Source organism: Streptomyces hydrogenans (assembly GCF_014656075.1).
GTDB classification, from domain to species: domain Bacteria; phylum Actinomycetota; class Actinomycetes; order Streptomycetales; family Streptomycetaceae; genus Streptomyces; species Streptomyces hydrogenans.
Map to the genome: position 1 here is coordinate 47,672 of NZ_BNBS01000022.1, position 16,123 is coordinate 63,794.

Genomic DNA, 16,123 nt, shown 5'->3' on the forward strand with positions numbered 1-16,123 from the left:
GCAGTGATCGCCCTCTCCCTCGCCGAGATCGCCGAAATCGTCGGCGGGCAGGCGCACGACATACCGGATCCGGGCGCCCGGATCACCGGGCCCGTCGTCATCGACTCCCGCGAGGTGAGGACCGGCAGCCTCTTCGCCGCCTTCGCCGGGGAGCGCGTGGACGGCCACGACTACGCGGAGCGCGCCGTCGCGGCGGGCGCGACGGCCGTGCTGGCCGTCCGCCCCCTCGGCGTCCCCGCGATCGTCGTGGACGACGTGCAGGCCGCGCTGGGCGCCCTCGCCCGCACGGTCGTCGAACGGCTCGGCACCGACGTCGTCGCCCTCACCGGCTCGGCCGGCAAGACCTCCACCAAGGACCTGATCGCCCAGGTCCTCGACCGCCACGCGCCCACCGTCTGGACGCCCGGCTCCCTCAACAACGAGATCGGCCTGCCGCTCACCGCGCTCAGGGCGACCGAGGAGACCCGGCACCTCGTCCTGGAGATGGGCGCCCGCGGCATCGGCCACATCCGCTACCTGACCGGGCTCACCCCGCCCCGGATCGGGCTCGTCCTCAACGTGGGCAGCGCCCACATCGGCGAGTTCGGCGGACGCGAGCAGATCGCCGAGGCCAAGGGCGAGATGGTCGAGTCGCTTCCGGCCGCCGAGGACGGCGGAGTGGCGGTCCTCAACGCCGACGACCCGCTCGTCCGCGCGATGGCGAGCCGCACCAAGGCCCGCGTGACCCTCTTCGGAGAAGCGGACGAAGCGGCCGTACGCGCCGAGAACGTCCACCTCACCGACGCCGGCCGCCCCTCTTTCACGCTTCACACACCCACCGGGTGCAGCGACGTGACCTTGCGCCTGTACGGTGAGCACCACGTGTCGAACGCGCTCGCAGCGGCCGCCGTCGCGCACGAGCTGGGCATGCCTGTCGAGGAGATCGCCACCGCGCTCTCCGAGGCCGGCTCCCTTTCGCGCTGGCGCATGGAGGTCACCGAGCGTCCGGACGGCGTGACGATCGTCAACGACGCCTACAACGCGAACCCCGAGTCCATGCGAGCCGCCCTGCGCGCGCTCGCGGCCATGGGCAGGGCCGGACAGGCCCAGGGGGCCCGCACGTGGGCGGTGCTCGGCAAGATGGCCGAGCTCGGTGACGCGTCGCTCGCCGAGCACGACGCGGTCGGACGGCTCGCCGTCCGGCTCAACGTCAGCAAGCTCGTCGCGGTCGGGGACAGGGAAGCGTCCTGGCTGCAACTGGGCGCCTATAACGAGGGTTCGTGGGGTGAGGAGTCGGTGCACGTGTCCGACGCGCAGGCGGCTGTCGACCTGTTGCGCAGGGAGCTGCGCCCGGGGGACGTGGTCCTGGTGAAGGCCTCCCGGTCGGTCGGTCTCGAGCAGGTCGCCCTGGCGCTGCTCGACACTGAGGGCGAGGTATCCGGCCGATGAGGCAGATCCTCTTCGCGGGGGCCATCGGCCTCTTCCTCACCCTGATCGGCACCCCGCTGCTCATCAAGCTGCTCGCCCGCAAGGGATACGGGCAGTTCATCCGCGACGACGGCCCGCGCGGCCACGCCGGGAAGAAGGGCACGCCCACCATGGGCGGCATCTCCTTCATCCTGGCCACGCTCATCGCGTACGCGCTGGCCAAGGTCATCACCGGCGAGGACCCGACGTACTCGGGCGTCCTGGTGCTGTTCCTGATGGCCGGCATGGGCCTGGTCGGCTTCCTCGACGACTACATCAAGATCGTCAAGCAGCGTTCGCTGGGCCTGCGGGCCAAGGCGAAGATGGCCGGCCAGCTCATCGTCGGCATCGCCTTCGCGGTGCTGTCGCTCCAGTTCGCGGACCTGCGCGGGCTCACCCCCGCCTCGGAGAAGCTCTCCTTCATCACCGACTTCGGCTGGTCGATCGGCCCGGTCCTCTTCGTGGTCTGGGCGCTCTTCATGATCCTGGCCATGTCCAACGGCGTGAACCTCACGGACGGCCTGGACGGCCTGGCCACCGGCGCCTCCGTGATGGTCTTCGGCGCCTACACCTTCATCGGGCTGTGGCAGTTCCAGGAGTCCTGCGCCAACGCGCTGACCCTCACCAACCCGAACGCCTGCTTCGAGGTCCGCGACCCGCTGGACCTCGCGGTCGTGGCCTCCGCGCTCATGGGCGCCTGCTTCGGCTTCCTGTGGTGGAACACCTCGCCCGCCAAGATCTTCATGGGTGACACCGGCTCCCTCGCGCTCGGCGGCGCGCTGGCCGGTCTCGCCATCTGCTCCCGTACGGAGCTGCTGCTCGCGCTGCTCGGCGGCCTGTTCGTGCTGATCACGATGTCCGTGGTCATCCAGGTCGGCTCGTTCAAGATGACCGGCAAGCGCGTCTTCCGGATGGCCCCCCTCCAGCACCACTTCGAACTCAAGGGGTGGTCCGAGGTCCTGGTCGTCGTCCGGTTCTGGATCATCCAGGGCATGTGCGTGATCGTGGGCCTGGGTCTCTTCTACGCGGGATGGGCAGCCGACAAGTGAGCGAAGAGCTGGACTGGCGGGGCAAGCACGTCACGGTCGCGGGTCTCGGGGTGTCCGGCATCCCGGCCGCCCGCGCCCTGGCGGCCCGGGGCGCCGTGGTGACCGTCGTCAACGACGGCGACGACGAGCGCTCCCGGGCGCAGGCCGCGGAGCTGGAGGCGGCGGGGATCACCGTCCGCCTCGGCGACGGGGCGACCCTGCCGGCCGGCACCGAGCTGATCGTCACCGCCCCCGGCTGGCAGCCGGACAAGCCGCTCTTCGCGGCCGCCGCCGAGGCGGGCGTGGAGGTCTGGGGCGACGTCGAGCTGGCCTGGCGGCTGCGGGGCCCGGACGCGGCCCCCTGGCTGGCGATCACCGGCACCAACGGCAAGACCACCACGACCCGGATGCTGGCCTCCATCCTGGAGGCCGCCGGGCTGCGGACCGCCGCCGTCGGCAACATCGGCGTCTCGCTCCTCGACGCCGTCCTCGGCGACGAGAAGTACGACGTGCTCGCCGTGGAGCTCTCCAGCTACCAGCTGCACTGGGCGCCCTCCGTGCGCGCCCACTCGGCCGCCGTGCTCAACCTGGCGCCCGACCACCTCGACTGGCACGGCTCCATGGAGGCGTACGCCGCCGACAAGGGCCGCATCTACGAGGGCAACCAGGTCGCCTGCGTCTACAACGTCGCCGACCCGCTGACCGAGGACCTGGTCCGCGAGGCCGACGTCGAGGAGGGCTGCCGGGCGATCGGCTTCACCCTCGGCACCCCCGGCCCCTCCCAGCTCGGCGTCGTCGAGGGCATCCTCGTCGACCGGGCCTTCGTCGAGAACCGGCAGAAGAACGCCCAGGAGCTGGCCGAGGTCGCCGACGTGCGGCCGCCGGCCCCGCACAACATCGCCAACGCGCTCGCCGCGGCCGCCCTCGCCCGCGCCTTCGGCGTCGAGCCGCAGGCGGTACGCGACGGGCTGCGGGCCTTCCGCCCCGACCCGCACCGGATCGAGCTGGTCGAGGAGGTCGGGGGCGTGACGTACGTCGACGACTCCAAGGCCACCAACACCCACGCCGCCGAAGCCTCGTTGGCCGCCTACGACCCGATCGTCTGGATCGCCGGCGGACTCGCCAAGGGCGCGACCTTCGACGAGCTGGTGGAGAAGTCCGCGAAGCGGCTGCGCGGCGTCGTCCTGATCGGCGCGGACCGCGCGCTGATCCGCGAAGCGCTGGCGCGACACGCCCCGGAGGTCCCGGTGGTGGACCTCGACCGGACCGACACTGGGGCGATGTCCGAGGCGGTCCGCGAGGCGGCCCGGCTCGCCCGTCCGGGGGACACCGTCCTCCTGGCCCCGGCCTGCGCCTCGATGGACATGTTCACCAACTACAACAAGCGGGGCGAGGCGTTCGCGGACGCGGTCCGCGCCCTCGCCGCCACCGGCGACGCCTGACCCGACCACTGCGAGGGTCCGGCCGTACCGGGCCTGACCGGAGGGGGCAGCGACCATGCCGAGCAAGATCGCCGGGACGCGTCGGCCCTCCGCCCGACCGGGCGGAGGGCGGGCGCCGGCGACCCCGCGGGGGGCGCGCGGCGGAGGTGTACGCGGGCTCCACGCGCGCGTGCGGCGGGCCTGGGACCGGCCGCTCACGGCGTACTACGTGATCATCGGAGCGGGGCTGCTCATCACCACGCTCGGCCTGGTGATGGTCTACTCGGCCTCGATGATCACCGCGCTCCGCTACGAGCTGGTGCCGTCCTACTTCTTCCGCAAGCAGTTCTTCGCCGCGCTCCTGGGCACCGGACTGCTGCTCGTCGCCTCCCGGATGCCGGTGAAGCTGCACCGGGCGCTCGCCTACCCGATCCTGGTCGGCGCGGTCTTCCTCATGGTGCTCGTCCAGATCCCGGGGATAGGGCACTCCGTCGGGGGCAACCAGAACTGGATCTCGCTGGGCGGCCCGTTCATGCTCCAGCCCAGCGAGTTCGGCAAGCTGGGGCTGATCCTGTGGGGCGCCGACCTGCTCGCCCGCAAGCAGGACATGAAGTTGCTCACCCAGTGGAAGCACATGCTCGTGCCGCTGGTGCCTGGCGCCTTCATGCTGCTCGGGCTGATCATGCTCGGCGGCGACATGGGCACCGCGATCATCCTCACCGCGATCCTCTTCGGCCTGCTGTGGACGGCCGGCGCCCCCACCCGGCTCTTCGTCGGGGTGCTCGTGGTGGCCGGCGCGATCGGCGCGCTGCTCATCAAGACCAGCCCGCACCGGATGGACCGATTCCAGTGCATCGGCGCCACCGATCCGGGTGGCGAGGGGGCCCCGTGCCTCCAGGCCGCGCACGGAATCTATGCTCTGGCATCGGGCGGATGGTTCGGTTCCGGGCTCGGTGCGAGTGTGGAAAAATGGGGCCAACTGCCCGAAGCGCACACCGACTTCATCTTCGCGGTCGCCGGTGAGGAACTCGGCCTCGCGGGGACGCTGTCGGTGCTCGCCCTGTTCGCGGCCCTAGGCTATGCGGGTATCCGCGTGGCCGGACGCACGGAGGACCCCTTCGTTCGATTCGCCGCGGGAGGCGTGACCACCTGGATCACGGCCCAGGCCGTGGTCAACATCGGTGCGGTGCTCGGTCTGCTGCCGATCGCCGGTGTCCCGCTCCCGCTGTTCTCGTACGGGGGGTCAGCCCTGCTGCCGACCATGTTCGCCGTCGGGCTCCTGATCGCCTTCGCGCGACAGGAACCCGCCGCGAAAGCGGCCCTGGCCATGCGCCGCCCCGGCTGGGGCAAGCGGGCCGGGGTGAGATGGAAGTCGATGCGACGGCGCGTCAAGAAGCGCCCGTCCGGAGAGCGGTGAATTTCGGTGCATGTCGTACTCGCCGGCGGGGGGACCGCCGGTCACATCGAGCCGGCGCTCGCCCTCGCGGACGCCCTGCGCAGGCAGGACCCGAGCGTGGGCATCACGGCGCTGGGCACGGAGAAGGGCCTGGAGACCAGGCTCGTGCCCGAGCGGGGCTACGAGTTGGCGCTCATCCCCGCCGTACCGCTGCCCCGCAAGCCCACCCCGGAGCTGATCACCGTCCCCGGACGCCTGCGCGGCACCATCAAGGCGGCCGAGCAGATCCTGGAGCGCACCAAGGCGGACGTGGTGGTCGGCTTCGGCGGCTACGTGGCGCTGCCCGGCTATCTGGCCGCCAAGCGGCTCGGCGTGCCGATCGTCGTGCACGAGGCCAACGCCCGGCCCGGCCTGGCCAACAAGATCGGCTCCCGGTACGCGGCCGCCGTCGGCGTCTCCACCCCGGACTCCAAGCTGCGCAACGCCCGTTACATCGGCATCCCGCTGCGGCACACCATCGCCACCCTGGACCGGGCCCGGGTCCGGCCCGAGGCGCGCGCCGCCTTCGGGCTCGACCCCAACCTGCCGACGCTGCTGGTCTCCGGCGGCTCGCAGGGCGCCCGCAGGCTCAACGAGGTCGTCCAGCAGGTCGCCCCGGTGCTCCAGCGCTCCGGCATCCAGATCCTGCACGCGGTCGGCCCGAAGAACGAGCTGCCGCGCGTCGACAACATGCCCGGAATGCCGCCGTACGTGCCGGTACCGTACGTGGACCGGATGGATCTCGCGTACGCCGCGGCCGACATGATGCTCTGCCGCGCGGGCGCCATGACCGTGGCCGAGCTCTCCGCCGTCGGACTGCCCGCCGCCTATGTCCCGCTGCCCATCGGCAACGGCGAACAGCGGCTCAACGCGCAGCCGGTGGTCAAGGCCGGCGGCGGACTCCTCGTCGACGACGCGGAGCTGACCCCGCAGTGGGTGCAGGCCAACGTCCTGCCCGTACTGGCCGATCCGCACCGGTTGTACGAGATGTCCCGCGCCGCCTCCGAGTTCGGCCGCCGGGACGCCGACGACCTGCTCGTCGGCATGGTGTACGAGGCGATCGCCGCCCGCCGACAGGCGTAGCGGAGGACCGAGGGAAGAGGCGCGCGTGGCAGCCGGACCGACGACCGCGGAGCAGAGCGGCACCGGGAGGCGGCAGGGGTCGTCGGACCGGCAGGCCCGTCCGGAGGGTTCGGGCGGGCGCCTCCGCCCGGCCGGCCTGAAGCTCGCCCTGATCGCCGCCGGCGTGCTCCTGCTCGCCGGCGGCACGGTCTGGGCCCTCTACGGCTCGACCTGGTTCCGTGTGGAACGTGTGAAGACTTCGGGCACGGCGGTGCTCACCCCGGCCCAGGTCGAGGCCGTCGCCGCCGTCCCGGTCGGCGCTCCGCTGGTCACGGTCGACGTCGACGGGATCGAGGCCCGCCTCCGGGACGAACTGCCCCGGATCGCCTCTGTCGAGGTGTTCCGGTCCTGGCCGCACGAAATCGGTCTGAAAGTGACCGAACGGAAACCCGTGCTCCTTCTGGAGAAAAGCGGATCCTTCACCGAAGTGGACTCCACCGCCGTCCCGTTCGCGACCGTCACCACCCCGCCCCGCGGCGTGCCCCGGCTGGTCCTCGACGCGGCCGCTTCGCCCAGCCTGCGACGGTTCGACGCGGACCGGCTGCTGGCCGAGGCGGTGCGCGTACGGAGTGAACTCCCGGACGCGATCGCGAAGGACACTCGTGTCGTACGCCTCTCCTCGTACGACTCCGTCACTCTGGAGCTGACCCGGGATCGAACCGTCTTCTGGGGCAGTGCCGAACACGGGCCCGCGAAGGCCCGGGTGCTCACCGCCCTGATGAAGGCGACCCCCAAAGCGGGGCACTTCGACGTAAGTGCCCCCAGCGCGCCCGCCTCCTCCGGGAGTTGACGCGCATCGGCGCTGGCCAGCACCCTGGTTGGCCAGCGCTACGGGTGATCACATAGGGTGAAAAGAAAAACGGGAGGTTCGGCGTGTTCGTTGAACGCGCGCCACTTGTCGACTTAGTGTCCTGTTCGGAAGAGTCCAGTGAACAGAGACACTGGTAACCCTAAACTTCAACGTTAGGGTTGGGGTCGGCGTCCCGGACCACCCCATCGGCATCCGTCGTCGCGGCGCGCAAACCACCGCGCAATGACGACACGTAACTCGAGGCGAGAGGCCTTCGACGTGGCAGCACCGCAGAACTACCTCGCAGTCATCAAGGTCATCGGTGTCGGCGGCGGTGGTGTCAATGCCATCAACCGAATGATCGAGGTCGGTCTCAAGGGCGTCGAGTTCATCGCCATCAACACCGACGCACAGGCACTGTTGATGAGCGACGCCGACGTCAAGCTCGACGTCGGCCGTGAACTGACCCGCGGCCTCGGGGCCGGGGCCAACCCTGCCGTCGGCCGCAAGGCGGCCGAGGACCACCGCGAGGAGATCGAGGAGGTCCTCAAGGGGGCCGACATGGTCTTCGTCACCGCCGGCGAGGGCGGCGGCACCGGCACCGGCGGCGCGCCCGTCGTCGCCAACATCGCCCGCTCGCTGGGCGCCCTGACCATCGGCGTGGTCACCCGCCCCTTCACCTTCGAGGGCCGCCGTCGCGCCAACCAGGCGGAGGACGGCATCGCCGAGCTCCGCGAAGAGGTCGACACCCTCATCGTCATCCCGAACGACCGGCTGCTGTCCATCTCGGACCGCCAGGTCTCGGTCCTCGACGCCTTCAAGTCGGCCGACCAGGTCCTGCTCAGCGGCGTCCAGGGCATCACCGACCTCATCACCACCCCGGGTCTGATCAACCTCGACTTCGCCGACGTCAAGTCGGTCATGTCCGAGGCCGGATCCGCCCTCATGGGCATCGGCTCCGCCCGCGGCGACGACCGCGCGGTGGCCGCCGCCGAGATGGCGATCTCCTCGCCGCTCCTGGAGGCGTCCATCGACGGCGCCCGCGGTGTGCTGCTCTCCATCTCCGGCGGCAGCGACCTCGGTCTCTTCGAGATCAACGAGGCCGCCCAGCTGGTCAGCGAGGCCGCCCACCCGGAGGCCAACATCATCTTCGGCGCCGTCATCGACGACGCCCTCGGCGACGAGGTCCGGGTCACGGTCATCGCGGCCGGCTTCGACGGCGGCCAGCCGCCGGCCCGCCGGGACAACATCATCGGTTCGGTCTCCGCCAAGCGCGAGGAGCCGGCCCCGGCCCCCCGCGTCGCCGAGAGCTCCCGCCCGCTCGGCGGCCTCGGCACGGTGACGCCCCGCGAGGAGCCCGTCGCCGACCGGCCCGAGCCCGCTCCGGCCGTCAGCGAGACCCCGCTGCCGCCCGTCCCGCCGGTGGTCCCGCCGGCCCGTCCGTACGCGGACAGCCCCGCCGAGGAGCTGGACGTCCCGGACTTCCTGAAGTGATAGGGCACCGCCTCACCACGAACGGCGCGCACTTCGCCTTCACCGACAGGTGGGGCGGGGTGAGCGCCGTTCCGTACGAGGAGCTCAACCTCGGCGGCGCCGTCGGCGACGACCCGGAGGCCGTCCGGACCAACCGGGCCCGCGCCGCCGCCGAACTGGGGCTCGACCCCGCGCTGGTCGTCTGGATGAACCAGGTCCACGGCGCCGGCGTCGCCGTGGTCGACGGCCCCTGGGAGGACGGCGGGGCCGTCCCCGCCGTCGACGCGATCGTCACCACCCGCCGCGGACTCGGCCTCGCCGTCCTCACCGCGGACTGCGTCCCCGTCCTGCTCGCCGACCCGGTCGCCGGGGTCGTCGCCGCCGCCCACGCCGGGCGGCCCGGCATGATCGCCGGGGTCGTCCCCGCCGCCGTCGCGGCGATGACGGACCTGGGCGCCGAGCCCGCGCGGATCACCGCCCGCACCGGCCCCGCCGTCTGCGGTCGCTGTTACGAGGTCCCCGAGGCGATGCGCGCCGAGGTCGCCGCCGTCGAACCCGCCGCCCACGCCGAGACCTCCTGGGGCACCCCCGCCGTCGACGTCGCCGCCGGGGTCCGTGCCCAGCTGGCCCGGCTCGGGGTCACCGACGTCGAGGACGCCGGGGTCTGCACCCTGGAATCCGGCGACCACTACTCGTACCGACGCGATCGCACCACGGGGCGACTCGCGGGATATGTCTGGTTGGGCAGGGAAGAGGCATGACGGACCGTACGGCAGAACTCGCGGAGAACCTGGCGCGGGTGGAGGAGCGGATCACCGCCGCCTGCGCCGCCGCCGGGCGCCCCCGCGAGGAGGTGACCCTGATCGTCGTCACCAAGACCTACCCCGCGAGCGACGTGCGGATCCTGCACGGACTCGGGGTGCGCGACGTGGCGGAGAACCGCGACCAGGACGCCGCGCCGAAGGCGGCCGCCTGCGCCGACCTCGATCTCACCTGGCACTTCGTCGGTCAGTTGCAGACCAACAAGGTCAGATCCGTGGTGGGTTATGCCGATGTGGTGCAGTCCGTCGACCGGCTCAAGCTCGTCTCCTCCCTCTCCGCGGCCGCGGAGAGGGCCGGGCGCGAGCTCGGCTGCCTGATCCAGGTCGCCCTCGACGCCGAGTCCGGCGGGCGCGGCGACCGCGGAGGCGTGTCGCCGGACGGGGTCGAGGAGTTGGCCGCGGCCCTCGACGAGGCCCCCGGGCTCAGGCTCGGCGGCCTGATGACGGTCGCCCCGCTCGTCGGCGAGTACGCCGGCCGGCAACGCGCCGCCTTCGACCGGCTGATGGATTTGTCGACTGCCCTGCGCGCGACCCGTCCGGCTGCGAACATGGTGTCAGCGGGAATGAGTGCGGACCTCGAGGACGCCATCGCCGCCGGGGCGACACACGTACGCGTCGGTACGGCGGTACTCGGAGTCCGTCCGAAGCTCGGGTAACGTCGCGAAGCAGGTCGGACCACAGCAGAAAATATGGTCATTCCGCGAACGGCGGAGTGGCCACGTGGATCGCGGGCACTTGGTGACGAGGCCGATCCACCACAGAGCGGAGGAATCGGAGCATGGCCGGCGCGATGCGCAAGATGGCGGTCTACCTCGGTCTCGTGGAGGACGATGGGTACGACGGCCGGGGCTTCGACCCCGATGACGACTTCGAGCCCGAGCTGGAACCGGAGCCCGAGCGGGAGCGGCGCCACACCCCGCCGCGCCAGATCGAGCGCGAGGAGCCCGTGCGCGTGGTGGCCCCTCCGGCCCCCCGGGAGCCCGTCGCCCACTCTGCCCCGGTACTCGCCGAAAGCGGACGTCCGGCCCGAATTGCCCCCGTGGCATCCATCACACCCGAACGCCCGAGCCTGGAGAAGAACGCACCGGTGATCATGCCCAAGGTCGTGTCCGAGCGGGAGCCCTACCGCATCACCACGCTTCACCCCCGGACCTACAACGAGGCCCGTACCATCGGGGAACACTTCCGTGAGGGCACCCCGGTGATCATGAACCTCACGGAGATGGACGACACGGACGCGAAGCGACTTGTCGACTTTGCCGCCGGACTCGTCTTCGGGCTCCATGGCAGCATTGAGCGCGTGACGCAGAAGGTGTTCCTGTTGTCGCCTGCTAACGTCGATGTCACGGCGGAGGACAAGGCCCGTATCGCAGAGGGCGGGTTCTTCAACCAGAGCTGAGAACGAGACCGGACGGGACCGGCCGCGAGGGCGGCCGGAGCAAGCTGAGAAAACGAGAGCCAGGGGAGAGGGAACCGCGGGATGGGCGTCGCACTACAGGTGGTCTACATCGCGCTGATGTGCTTCCTCGTCTTCCTGATCTTCCGGCTGGTCATGGACTACGTCTTCCAGTTCGCCCGTTCGTGGCAGCCGGGCAAGGCGATGGTGGTCGTTCTGGAGGCCACCTACACTGTCACCGATCCACCGCTCAAGCTTCTGCGGCGGCTCATCCCGCCGCTGCGTCTCGGGGGCGTGGCACTCGACCTGTCCTTCTTCGTTCTGATGATCATCGTCTACATCCTCATCTCCGTCGTGAACTCCCTCGCGAGGTGAGTGTGGACGATACGGTCCTGCCGACTGCCGACGACTACGTAGAGGTGAAGAAGAGATGCCGCTGACCCCCGAGGACGTGCGGAACAAGCAGTTCACGACCGTCCGCCTGCGAGAAGGCTATGACGAGGACGAGGTCGATGCCTTTCTCGACGAGGTCGAGGCCGAGCTGACCCGCCTGCTCCGCGAGAACGAGGACCTGCGCGCCAAGCTGGCCGCGGCGACCCGTGCGGCCGCGCAGAACCAGCAGCAGGCCATGCGCAAGCCCCCGGAGCCGCAGGACAACCGTCCCGTGGGTCCCGGCGCGCCCGTGCCCGCCGCCATATCCGGTCCGCCGGTCCAGCAGCAGCCGCCGCAGATGGGCCCGCCGCAGCTGCCTTCCGGCGCTCCTCAGCTTCCCGCCGGCCCCATGCAGGGCGGACCCATGGGTCCGGGCCCGATGCAGGGCGGTCCGATGGGTCCCGGCCCGATGCAGGGCGGCCCCATGGGCCACCCGCAGCAGCAGCAGATGCAGCCGCAGCCGCCCCAGCAGCCCGGTGGCGACAGCGCCGCGCGCGTCCTCTCGCTCGCCCAGCAGACCGCCGACCAGGCGATCGCCGAGGCGCGTTCCGAGGCCAACAAGATCGTCGGCGAGGCGCGCTCGCGCGCCGAGGGCCTGGAGCGCGACGCCCGCGCCAAGGCGGACGCCCTGGAGCGGGACGCGCAGGAGAAGCACCGCGTCGCGATGGGCTCCCTGGAGTCCGCCCGCGCCACGCTGGAGCGCAAGGTCGAGGACCTGCGCGGCTTCGAGCGCGAGTACCGGACCCGTCTGAAGTCCTACCTGGAGTCGCAGCTGCGTCAGCTGGAGACCCAGGCGGACGACTCGCTGGCTCCGCCGCGGACCCCGGCGGCGGCCTCGCTGCCGCCGGCCCCGTCCATGGCGTCGGCCGGTGCGGGTGCGCCGTCCTACGGCGGCAACGGCCCGATGGGCGGCGGTCCGTCCATGGGCGCCGCTCCGTCCTACGGTGGCCAGCAGCAGATGTCGCCCGCGATGACCCAGCCGATGGCTCCGGTCCGCCCGCAGGCGCCGCAGCCGATGCAGCAGGCGCCCGCGCCGATGCGCGGCTTCCTGATCGACGAGGACGACAACTGAGGCGGCGCCTGAACGTGCGTTGAGCACGTAGCCGTCGGCAGCCGAAGGGCCGGCCCTGGTACCCCGGGGACCGGCCCTTCGCCGTGCCCGGGGTACCAGGGCCGGCCCGTCCGCGGGCGGCATGCGGAAGGGCCCCGCACTCCCAGGGGAGTGCGGGGCCCTTCTCGTGCCGGTCAGACCTTGCGGAGGTGGAAGGTCAGGGCGAGCGGCTCGTCCGTGAAGGCGGGGCCGTAGCCCTCGGCGGGCGCGCCCTCCGCGTAGTCCGTGGACAGGACCTCGTCCGCGATGAGGCCGGCGTGGGCCTGGAGGGCCTCCGCGGTCTCGGCGGAGGTGGAGGTCCAGCGGAGCGCGATGCGGTCCGCGACGTCCAGGCCGCTGTTCTTGCGGGCCTCCTGGATCAGGCGGATCGCGTCACGGGCGAGGCCGGCCTTGCGGAGCTCGGGGGTGATCTCCAGGTCCAGGGCGACCGTGGCGCCGGAGTCGGAGGCCACCGACCAGCCCTCGCGGGGGGTCTCGGTGATGATGATCTCCTCGGGGGTGACGGTGATCGTCTCGCCGTTCACCTCCAGGCTCGCCCCGCCGTCCCGCAGGGCCAGCGCCAGGGCCGCCGCGTCGGCCGCGGCGACGGCCTTGGCCACGTCCTGGACGCCCTTGCCGAACCGCTTGCCGAGGGCGCGGAAGTTCGCCTTGGCGGTGGTGTCGACGAGGCTGCCGCCGACCTCGGAGAGCGAGGCCAGGGAGGAGACGTTCAGCTCCTCGGTGATCTGCGCCTGGAGCTCCGGGGAGAGCCCCGCGAAGCCGGTCGCCGCGACCAGCGCGCGGGAGAGCGGCTGACGGGTCTTCACACCGGACTCGGCGCGGGTCGCGCGGCCGAGCTCGACGAGACGGCGGACCAGGACCATCTGCTCGGAGAGGGCGCCGTCGATGAGGGCGGCGTCGGCCTCCGGCCAGGTGGCGAGGTGGACCGACTCGGGGGCGTCCGGGGAGACCGGGACGACCAGGTCCTGCCAGACCCGCTCGGTGATGAAGGGGGTCAGCGGGGCCATCAGGCGGGTGACGGTCTCCACGACCTCGTGCAGGGTCCGCAGGGCCGCCTTGTCGCCCTGCCAGAAGCGGCGGCGGGAGCGGCGCACGTACCAGTTGGAGAGGTCGTCGACGAAGGCCGACAGGAGCTTGCCGGTGCGCTGGGTGTCGTACGCCTCCATCGCCTCGGTGGCCTCGGCGACGAGCGTGTTCAGCTCGGAGAGCAGCCACTTGTCGAGGACGGAGCGGTCGGCCGGGGCCGGGTCGGCGGCGGACGGCGCCCAGCCGGAGGTGCGGGCGTACAGGGCCTGGAAGGCGACCGTGTTCCAGTAGGTGAGGAGGGTCTTGCGGACGACCTCCTGGATGGTGCCGTGGCCGACGCGGCGGGCCGCCCAGGGCGAGCCGCCGGCCGCCATGAACCAGCGGACGGCGTCGGCGCCGTGCTGGTCCATGAGCGGGATCGGCTGGAGGATGTTGCCGAGGTGCTTGGACATCTTGCGGCCGTCCTCGGCGAGGATGTGGCCGAGGCAGACCACGTTCTCGTACGAGGACTTGTCGAAGACGAGGGTGCCGACGGCCATCAGCGTGTAGAACCAGCCGCGGGTCTGGTCGATGGCCTCGGAGATGAACTGGGCCGGGTAGCGGCTCTCGAACAGCTCCTTGTTCTGGTACGGGTAGCCGTACTGCGCGAACGGCATGGAGCCCGAGTCGTACCAGGCGTCGATGACCTCGGGGACGCGGACCGCTTCGAGGGAGCAGCCCTCGGCCGGGCACGCGAAGGTGACGTCGTCGATGTACGGGCGGTGCGGGTCGAGGGCCGACTGGTCGGTGCCGGTCAGCTCGGACAGCTCGGTGCGGGAGCCGACGCAGGTGAGGTGGCCCTCGTCGCAGCGCCAGATCGGGAGCGGGGTGCCCCAGTAGCGGTTGCGGGAGAGCGCCCAGTCGATGTTGTTGTTCAGCCAGTCGCCGAAGCGGCCGTGCTTGACCGAGTCCGGGAACCAGTTGGTGTTCTCGTTCTCCTGGAGCAGGCGGTCCTTGACGGCGGTGGTGCGGATGTACCAGGACGGCTGCGCGTAGTAGAGCAGGGCCGTGTGGCAGCGCCAGCAGTGCGGGTAGCTGTGCTCGTACGGGATGTGCCGGTAGAGCAGGCCGCGCGCGTCGAGGTCGGCGGTGAGGGCCTCGTCGGCCTTCTTGAAGAAGACGCCGCCGACGAGCGGCACGTCCTCCTCGAAGGTGCCGTCGGGGCGGACCGGGTTCACCACCGGCAGGCCGTAGGCGCGGCAGACCTTGAGGTCGTCCTCGCCGAAGGCGGGGGACTGGTGGACCAGACCGGTGCCGTCCTCGGTGGTGACGTACTCGGCGTTGACCACGTAGTGCGCGGGGGCGTCGAAGGGGATGAGCTCGAAGGGGCGCTGGTAGGTCCAGCGCTCCATCTCGGCGCCGGTGAAGGACTCGCCGGTGGTGACCCAGCCCTCGCCGAGGGCCTTGTCGAGCAGCGGCTCGGCGACGACGAGCCGCTCGTCGCCGTCGGTGGCGACGACGTAGGTGACCTCGGGGTGGGCGGCGACGGCGGTGTTGGACACCAGGGTCCAGGGGGTCGTCGTCCAGACGAGGAGCGCGGCCTTGCCGGCGAGCGGGCCGGAGGTCAGCGGGAAGCGGACGAAGACCGAGGGGTCGACGACGGTCTCGTAGCCCTGGGCCAGCTCGTGGTCGGAGAGGCCGGTGCCGCAGCGGGGGCACCAGGGGGCGACGCGGTGGTCCTGGACGAGCAGGCCCTTGTCGAAGATCTGCTTGAGCGACCACCAGACCGACTCGATGTACGAGGGGTCCATGGTCCGGTAGGCGTCGTCGAGGTCGACCCAGTAGCCCATGCGGGTGGTGAGCTCGGCGAAGGCGTCGGTGTGGCGGGTCACCGACTCGCGGCACTTCGCGTTGAACTCCGCGATGCCGTACGCCTCGATGTCCTTCTTGCCGGAGAAGCCGAGTTCCTTCTCGACGGCGAGCTCGACCGGGAGGCCGTGGCAGTCCCAGCCGGCCTTGCGGGCCACGTGGTAGCCGCGCATGGTGCGGAAGCGCGGGAAGACGTCCTTGAAGACGCGGGCCTCGATGTGGTGGGCGCCGGGCATGCCGTTGGCGGTCGGCGGGCCCTCGTAGAAGACCCACTCGGGGCGTCCCTCGGACTGCTCCAGGGTCTTGGCGAAGACCTTGTTGTCCTGCCAGAAGTCGAGCACGGCGTGCTCGAGCGCGGGCAGGTCGACCTGGGCGGGTACGGGGCGGTACTGGGGCGGTGTCATGCGGCGGACTCTCCTCCGGACGGACAATTCCTGCTTCCGTCGGAGGGACGAGAGCCGTGCTCCCGCGGTACCACCCTCCTTGGCTCCGGACGTGGCCGTCCGGGGCCCCCTCATTGGGGTCGCGACACCGGTTCTAGTCACCGCGCTTCGTGGTGCGTGTCCACGCGGCTTTCTTCCGGCAGCTCCGGGGTGATGCTTCGCATCGGGCTCGCCCCCGGGCTCTCACCGTCCCCGGATCGCTCATGGCTGCGTACGACGCTACTGGCCCCATCGACGCCTCTCGCTGAGGCCAGTGTACGGGGCGCGGGGGCGCCGGGCCGACCGGTTGAGGGGTGACCCGAATGGCCACACGGGGCGGCACGGACTTCGT

General features: G+C 71.4%; 13 protein-coding genes. 12 read left to right on the forward strand and 1 reads right to left on the reverse strand.

Annotated elements, in window-relative coordinates; all coding sequences use genetic code 11:
- Nucleotides 1–3: 3 nt before the first annotated feature.
- The 12 genes from IE321_RS12465 (at nt 4) to IE321_RS12520 (ending at nt 12,436) form a co-directional block, all read left to right on the forward strand.
- On the forward strand, nt 4–1,428 hold the full coding sequence (locus IE321_RS12465; RefSeq protein ID WP_043223103.1) for a UDP-N-acetylmuramoyl-tripeptide--D-alanyl-D-alanine ligase: 1,425 nt from the start codon (nt 4–6) through the stop codon (nt 1,426–1,428).
- A complete protein-coding gene (mraY, locus tag IE321_RS12470) occupies nt 1,425–2,495 on the forward strand; it encodes a phospho-N-acetylmuramoyl-pentapeptide-transferase (protein ID WP_043223107.1) in 1,071 nt (356 codons plus the stop codon). Before IE321_RS12465 ends, mraY begins: the two co-directional genes overlap by 4 nt.
- Nucleotides 2,477–3,916 (forward strand): UDP-N-acetylmuramoyl-L-alanine--D-glutamate ligase, encoded by a 1,440-nt coding sequence (murD, locus tag IE321_RS12475; protein ID WP_043223111.1) that lies wholly within the window; start codon nt 2,477–2,479, stop codon nt 3,914–3,916. The genes mraY and murD overlap by 19 nt, the downstream gene beginning before the upstream one ends.
- A gap of 55 nt (nt 3,917–3,971) precedes the next feature.
- Complete coding sequence (gene ftsW, locus IE321_RS12480) at nt 3,972–5,312, forward strand: putative lipid II flippase FtsW (RefSeq protein ID WP_043223114.1); 1,341 nt, start codon at nt 3,972–3,974, stop codon at nt 5,310–5,312.
- Nucleotides 5,313–5,318: 6 nt separating this feature from the next.
- Entirely contained in the window at nt 5,319–6,413 is a 1,095-nt protein-coding gene (gene murG, locus IE321_RS12485) for an undecaprenyldiphospho-muramoylpentapeptide beta-N-acetylglucosaminyltransferase (protein WP_043223116.1), read from the forward strand.
- Between the two features lie 25 nt (nt 6,414–6,438).
- Nucleotides 6,439–7,242 carry a cell division protein FtsQ/DivIB gene (locus IE321_RS12490; protein WP_190222897.1) on the forward strand — a complete coding sequence of 268 codons (804 nt, stop codon included), beginning with the start codon at nt 6,439–6,441 and terminating at the stop codon, nt 7,240–7,242.
- A gap of 279 nt (nt 7,243–7,521) precedes the next feature.
- Nucleotides 7,522–8,736, forward strand: a complete 1,215-nt coding sequence (gene ftsZ, locus IE321_RS12495; protein WP_043223122.1) for a cell division protein FtsZ — start codon at nt 7,522–7,524, stop codon at nt 8,734–8,736.
- Nucleotides 8,733–9,476, forward strand: a complete 744-nt coding sequence (gene pgeF, locus IE321_RS12500) for a peptidoglycan editing factor PgeF (RefSeq protein WP_190222898.1) — start codon at nt 8,733–8,735, stop codon at nt 9,474–9,476. Before ftsZ ends, pgeF begins: the two co-directional genes overlap by 4 nt.
- Complete coding sequence (locus IE321_RS12505) at nt 9,473–10,192, forward strand: YggS family pyridoxal phosphate-dependent enzyme (RefSeq protein WP_190222899.1); 720 nt, start codon at nt 9,473–9,475, stop codon at nt 10,190–10,192. The genes pgeF and IE321_RS12505 overlap by 4 nt, the downstream gene beginning before the upstream one ends.
- 122 nt (nt 10,193–10,314) lie before the next feature.
- The gene (locus tag IE321_RS12510) at nt 10,315–10,935 is read left to right on the forward strand and encodes a cell division protein SepF (RefSeq protein ID WP_030748389.1); all 621 of its coding nucleotides are present in this window, start codon (nt 10,315–10,317) and stop codon (nt 10,933–10,935) included.
- An 81-nt stretch (nt 10,936–11,016) separates the two neighbouring features.
- Entirely contained in the window at nt 11,017–11,307 is a 291-nt protein-coding gene (locus tag IE321_RS12515) for a YggT family protein (protein ID WP_031007132.1), read from the forward strand.
- Between the two features lie 55 nt (nt 11,308–11,362).
- Nucleotides 11,363–12,436, forward strand: a complete 1,074-nt coding sequence (locus IE321_RS12520; RefSeq protein WP_043223131.1) for a DivIVA domain-containing protein — start codon at nt 11,363–11,365, stop codon at nt 12,434–12,436.
- Nucleotides 12,437–12,609: 173 nt separating this feature from the next.
- Here the strand turns inward: IE321_RS12520 and ileS are convergent, their stop codons facing one another.
- On the reverse strand, nt 12,610–15,753 hold the full coding sequence (gene ileS / locus IE321_RS12525; protein WP_043223133.1) for an isoleucine--tRNA ligase: 3,144 nt from the start codon (nt 15,751–15,753) through the stop codon (nt 12,610–12,612).
- Between the last annotated feature and the right edge of the window lie 370 nt (nt 15,754–16,123).